General features: G+C 76.1%; 3 protein-coding genes and 2 pseudogenes. 2 read left to right on the top strand and 3 right to left on the bottom strand.

The features are described from left to right. Window positions 1-144: 144 nt before the first annotated feature. Window positions 145-1977, bottom strand: coding sequence for an ABC transporter ATP-binding protein (locus ACWEPF_RS39425; protein WP_452176459.1), 1833 nt, complete (start codon window positions 1975-1977; stop codon window positions 145-147). After that, complete coding sequence (locus tag ACWEPF_RS39430; protein WP_452176460.1) at window positions 1974-3686, bottom strand: ABC transporter ATP-binding protein; 1713 nt, start codon at window positions 3684-3686, stop codon at window positions 1974-1976. The genes ACWEPF_RS39425 and ACWEPF_RS39430 overlap by 4 nt, the downstream gene beginning before the upstream one ends. A gap of 127 nt (window positions 3687-3813) precedes the next feature. On the opposite strand from ACWEPF_RS39430, the gene ACWEPF_RS39435 reads away from it, so the two are divergent. Both ACWEPF_RS39435 and ACWEPF_RS39440 read left to right on the top strand, forming a co-directional pair. Beyond that, window positions 3814-4827, top strand: coding sequence for a FecCD family ABC transporter permease (locus tag ACWEPF_RS39435; protein ID WP_452176461.1), 1014 nt, complete (start codon window positions 3814-3816; stop codon window positions 4825-4827). Window positions 4828-5000: 173 nt separating this feature from the next. Beyond that, a pseudogene (locus ACWEPF_RS39440) lies at window positions 5001-5588 on the top strand (iron chelate uptake ABC transporter family permease subunit); the annotation flags it as partial. A gap of 54 nt (window positions 5589-5642) precedes the next feature. Here ACWEPF_RS39440 and ACWEPF_RS39445 read toward each other — a convergent pair. Further along, window positions 5643-5729: pseudogene (locus tag ACWEPF_RS39445) on the bottom strand (hypothetical protein); the annotation flags it as partial. Window positions 5730-5731: the final 2 nt, after the last annotated feature.

The following is a 5731-nucleotide window of genomic DNA, read 5'->3' on the forward strand; positions in this document are numbered from 1 at the left end:
CCTTGTGCACCACCGAGGAGTACGCCGGGACGGTGACCGTCACCTTGCGGTCGGCCCCGCTGGTGGCCCCGAACTGGTAACGCACGGGCCGCAGGTCGAGGCTCGTCCCGCCGCTCGTCAGTCGCATACGGGCATCATGGCACGTCAGGCGGGCCGTTCGGCCGGGGCGTAGTCGGCCGGGGCGCGTTCGGCGGACCAGGCGGACCAGAGGGCGGCGTACGGGCCATCGGCCTGGACGAGGTCGGCGTGGGTGCCGGTCTCGACCACCCGGCCGCCGTCGAGGACGACGACGCGGTCGGCGGTGGCGGCCTGGGTGAGGCGGTGGGCGACGGTGAGGGCGGTGCGGCCGGCCAGGGCGGCGTCGGCGGCGGCCTCCAGCTCGCGGGCGCCGGCGCTGCCCGCGTCGGCGGTTGCCTCGTCGAGGACGGCGATCGGGGGGTCGGTGAGGACCAACCGGGCCAGGGCGAGGTGCTGGGCCTGAGCGGTCGTCAGGCGGTGGCCGCCGTCGCCGACCACGGTGGCGAGGCCCTCGGGGAGGGCGTCCACCCAGGTCAGGGCGCCGACGGCCGCGAGCGCGGTGCGCAGCTCGGCGTCGGTCGCGCGGGGCCGGGCCAGGCGCAGGTCGTCGGCGAGCGGGCCGGCGAAGACGTGCACCTCCTGGCTGATCAGGGCGACGGCGCCGCGCACCCCGGCCGGGCCGAGCTCCGCGAGCTCGGCGCCGCCGAGCCGGATGCTGCCGGAGGAGGCCCGGTGCACCCCGGCCACCAGCTTGGCGAGGGTGGTCTTGCCCGCCCCGCTGGCCCCGACCAGCGCGACCCGTTCGCCGTCACGGACCGTCAGGGAGACCTCGTGCAGCACCGGGTGGCCGTCGCGGTAGGCGTGGTGGAGGGCCGTGACGGTGACGGAGGCGTCGGCGGGCCCGGGGGAGTCGGCGGACTCCGGCTCGGTGGGCAGACCGGCGAGCCCGACCAGCCGGGCCAGGGCGGCGCCCGCCTGCTGGGCGTCGTCGACCAGTACCAGGGCGGCGTTGATCGGGTTGAAGAGACCGTGGAAGTACAGGGCGGCGGCGGTGGCCGTGCCCAGGCTCACCTCCTTGGCGTCCACCAGAAGGAACCCCGCCACCAGCACCGAGGCCAGCCCGATGAACTCGGCCAGGTTCAGCCGGGAGAAGAAGCCGGTGACCAGCCGGGTGCCGCGCATCCAGAGCTGCACGGAGTCGTCCGAACGCTTCTCCACCAAGCCCACCTGGTGCTCCGTCAGCCGCAGCGCCCGTACCGTCCGCACCCCGCCGACACCGTCCAGCAGCTGCTGCTGGAGCGCCCCGGCGGCGGCCCGCTGGGCCGCGTAGACCGGGACGGCCCTCGGCAGGTACCAGCGCATGGTCAGCCAGTGCACGGGCGCGGCGGCCAGCACGGCGAGCGCGAAGCGCCAGTCCAGCAGGGCCAGTGCCACCAGGGTGAGCACGATGGCGAGCACCGAGCGGGCGAACTCCGGCAGCGCCTGGCGCACCGTCCGCGCCACCAGGGCGACGTCCCCGGTGACCCGGGAGGTCAGGTCGCCCACCCCGGCCCGCTCCACCCGCTCCAGCGGCAGACGCAGCGCCCACTCGACGAACTCCTCGCGCACGGTGGCGAGCACGCCCTCGCCCAGCCGGGCCACCAGGGCGCTGCCGTACGCGATGGCCGCGCCGCGCCCGAGCGCGACGGCCACCAGCAGGACCAGCGGCAGGGTGAGCGAGCCGGTGCCGGCCCTCGCCTTCACCAGGTCGACCAGGCGGCCGAGCAGCGGGGCCGTGAGCAGACCGACGGCGGTGCCGAGCACCAGCACGGTCAGCGCACCCGCGGTCAGGGCGCGCTGACGGAGCACCAGGCGCCGCAGCACGGCCCAGGTCTCGGCGCCGCCCGCGACCGGCAGCAGTTCGCGGTCGGCGGGTGCGTGGGTCGGGGTCACGGTCGGGTCCTCCGCGGTGGTCGTCATGCCAGCACCAGGGTGCGGTAGGCGGGGTCGGCGGTGAGGGTCTGGTGGGTGCCGTCGGCGGTGACGGCGCCGTCGGTGAGCACCACCACCCGGTCGGCGCGGGCCAGCAGGGCCGGGCTGGTGGTGACCAGCACGGTGGTGCGGCCGTGGCGCAGCGCGCGCAGCCGCTCGGCGATCCGGGACTCCGTGACGGAGTCTACGGCGGTGGTCGGGTCGTGCAGGACGAGTACGGCCGGTGAGGCGGCCAACGCCCGTGCCAGCGCGACGCGTTGCCGCTGGCCGCCGGAGAGCGAACGGCCGCCCTCGCTGACCTCGGTGTCCAGCCCGGCGGGCAGGGCGGCGGCCACCTCGTCGGCGGCGGAGGCGGCGAGCACGGCCCCGGTCAGCTCGCCGTCGGGCGAGCCGAGGAGGTTCTCCCGCAGGGTGCCCGCGAAGAGCACGGCGTCGTGGTGGGCGACCAGGACGGAGCGGCGCAGCTCGGCCGGGTCAAGGGCGGTCAGGCCGGTGCCGTCCAACTCGACCGTTCCGGCGGCCGGGTCGGCCTCGCGGCCGAGGCAGCGCAGCAGGTCGGCCGCGGCCGCCGGATCGTCCGTGACCACGCCGAGCAGCTCGCCGGGCGCGACCTCCAGGTCCAGCCCGCGCAGGGCGCCGTAGCCGACGCCGCGCAGCCGCAGCCCGCCGGCGCCGGCGGACCAGGGCCCGGAGCCGGGCGTGGCCGCGTGCGGTGCGCGGTGGTGCGGCACCGCGGGCGGGGCGGCCAGCACCTCGGCGATCCGCCCGGCCGAGGCCCGGCCCTGGGCGAACTCGCCGTTGGCCCAGGTGAGCACCTGGAACGGGCCGAGCAGGAACTGCGCCAGACCGACCGCGGCGATCAGCTCGCCGACGCTGACCCGCCCGTCCATCGCCAGCACCGCGCCGACCAGGGCGATCAGCACGATGAAGAGCCCGGTCAGCGCCTGGAGCCCGCCGTCGTGCGCCGCCCGGCTGCGGGCGGCCCGCAGCGCCGCGGCGAGCGAGTCCTGACTCACTGTCCGGTACCGGGCCACCGCCGCCGCCTCGGCGCCGATGCCCTTGAGCACCCGCAGGCCGGTGACCAGGTCGGCGGCGATGCCACCGGCGCGCGCGGCGCGGTCCTGCTCCACGCCGCTGCGCCGCTCCAGCGGGCGGCTGATGCGGTGGCCGAGCCAGAGCAGCGGCGGTATGCCGAGCAGCACCAGCAGGCCGAGCGGCACCGAGATCCGCAGCAGCAGCGCGGCGCTGACGCCCAGTCCGGCCAGCGCGGCGACGCCGAACGGCAGCACGGTGGCCACCACGCCGACCCGCTTGGCGTCACCGGTGGCGATGCCGGCCAGCGCACCGGGCAGGTGCCCGGCCTCGGCGCCGCCGTACGGGTCCAGCACCCGGGTGGTGAGGGCCAGGCGCAGCCGGTGGGCGGCCTGCTCGCCGGCGCGCTCCGCCAGTCTGGCGCCCCTGCGGTAGCAGGTGGAGAGGAGCAGGAAGAGCACGGCGAGCAGGGCCAGCCAGCGCAGCAGCGCGGGGACGGAGCCGGTGGCCACGGCCCGGTCGATCACCGCGCCCATCACCACCGGCACCAACGCCTCGCAGGTCTGGTGGCCCATGCCGAGCAGCGCCGCGCCGGTCAGCAGGCGGCGTTGGCCGCGGAGCGCGCCGCGCAGGACGGCGCCTCCGCTCGGTCCTGCTGTGGCCATGGACGTCCTTTCGGGTGATCTTGCGATGGTGGCCCAACATCCGCTGTGACCAGTGGTTCTGACGGTGCGTCAGGTATTGGTTCGAGTGTTGACCTCTACCGAGGAGACAGGTTAGCCTTACCTAACTATGAATGTCGAACCGTCGGCGGCCCTGCGGCGCACTCTCGGGCTGGCCCTGGCCGCCGGGGTGCTCCTGCTGCTCTGCCTGCTCAGTCTCTGGATCGGCACCCGGGACGTCCCGGTCAGCACGACCTGGCGGGTGCTCTGGCACCCTGACGGCTCGAACGCCGCCACCGTCGTCCACGACTACCGCATCCCGCGCACCCTGCTCGCCCTCCTGGTCGGCAGCGCGCTCGGCACCGCCGGCGCCCTGATGCAGGCCCTCACCCGCAACCCGCTGGCCGACCCGGGCCTGCTCGGCGTCAGCCTCGGCGCCGCCACCGGCGTCGTGGTCGCGATCGGCTTCCTCGGCGTCTCCAGCGTGCTGGGCTACGTCTGGTTCGCCCTGCTCGGCGCCGCCGTGGCCACCCTCGCCGTGTACCTGCTCGGCGCGGCGGGCCGCGGCCAGGCCACCCCCGAACGGCTGGTGGTGGCCGGAGCGGCGCTCACCGCCGTGCTGTTCGCCTTCGACTCCGCCGTCCTGCTGCTCGACCCCGAGGTCTTCGACGAGTTCCGGTTCTGGACCGTCGGTTCGCTCGCCGGGCGCCGCTACGACGTCCTGCTGGCCGTGCTGCCCTTCGTCCTGACGGGTGGTCTGATCGCCGTCGCCCTGGCCCGGGCCCTGAACGCGCTCGGCCTCGGGGACCAGGTCGGCCACGGCCTGGGCGTCGCCGTCGGCCGCACCCGCGCCCTCGGCGGCCTCGCCGTCCTGCTGCTCTGCGGCGCCGCCACCGCGGCCGCCGGGCCGATCGCCTTCCTCGGCCTCGCCGTCCCGCACGTGGCCCGCTTCCTGGTCGGCCCGGACCAGCGCTGGGTACTGGCCTACTCCGCCGTGCTCGCCCCGCTGTTGCTGCTCGCCGCAGACGTGGCCGGGCGGGTGGCCGGGGCGCCCGGTGAGATCCAGGTCGGCATCGTCACCGCCGTGCTCGGCGGCCCGCTCTTCCTCGCCCTGTGCCGCCGCCGCAGGCTGGTGCTCCTGTGAGCCCCCGTCAGACCGCCGTGCAGGCAAGCCCGGCCGACCACCCGCCGATCGGCCACCCGGTGCTGCGTCGTGGGCGGTGGTCGGTCCGGGTGGTGCCCCGGACGGTCGCCGTCTGCGCCGGCCTCGCGGTCCTCCTCCTCGGCGTCTGCCTGCTCTCCCTGGCCGTGGGCGAGGTGCACCTGACGCCGCGTGAGGTCTACGGCGCCCTCACCGGCGAGCCCGGCGCCGCCGACTTCGTCGTCAACACCCTGCGCCTGCCCCGCCTGCTGCTCGCCCTGCTGGTCGGCGCGGCCCTGGCCGTCAGCGGAGCCGTCCTCCAGGGTCTGACCGGCAACCCGCTCGGCAGCCCCGACGTCATCGGCCTGACCAACGGCGCCGCCACCGGCGCCCTGCTGGTCATCGTGGTCCGGCACGGCAGCCTCACCGAGACCGCCCTCGGCGCCCTCGCGGGCGGCCTGGCCACCGCCCTGCTGGTCCAACTCCTCGCCTCCGGGCGGGGGTTGCCGGGCTTCCGCCTGGTGGTGATCGGCATCGGCACCAGCGCCATCCTGCTGTCCGTCAACTCCTACCTGATCACCCGCGCCAGCCTGGAGGACGCGCTGGCCGCCCAGAGCTGGCTGATCGGCAGCCTCAACAGCCGCACCTGGCCCCAGGTCACCGCCCTCGCCATCGGCGTCGCGATCCTGCTGCCGCCCACCCTCTGGTACGGCCGCCGGCTCGGCATGCTCGCCCTCGGCGAGGACACCGCCCGGGCCCTCGGCGTGCGCACCGGCCCCACCCGGGCCGTCCTGCTGCTCCTCGGCGTCGCCCTGGCCGACCTCGTGTCCGTTGCGGACCAGCTCATGCACGCCGGCGGGCGTGATGGCCACGCGGTACTCGTGGTTCTTGACCTCGCGGGGGATGC

It is taken from the genome of Kitasatospora sp. NPDC004289, from assembly GCF_053602875.1.

Excerpts from the sequence above, each read along its gene's own strand:
- ACWEPF_RS39425 (WP_452176459.1), bottom strand. The coding sequence starts at position 1,977 with ATGACGACCACCGCGGAGGACCCGACCGTGACCCCGACCCACGCACCC.
- ACWEPF_RS39430 (WP_452176460.1), bottom strand. The coding sequence starts at position 3,686 with ATGGCCACAGCAGGACCGAGCGGAGGCGCCGTCCTGCGCGGCGCGCTC.
- ACWEPF_RS39435 (WP_452176461.1), top strand. The coding sequence starts at position 3,814 with ATGAATGTCGAACCGTCGGCGGCCCTGCGGCGCACTCTCGGGCTGGCC.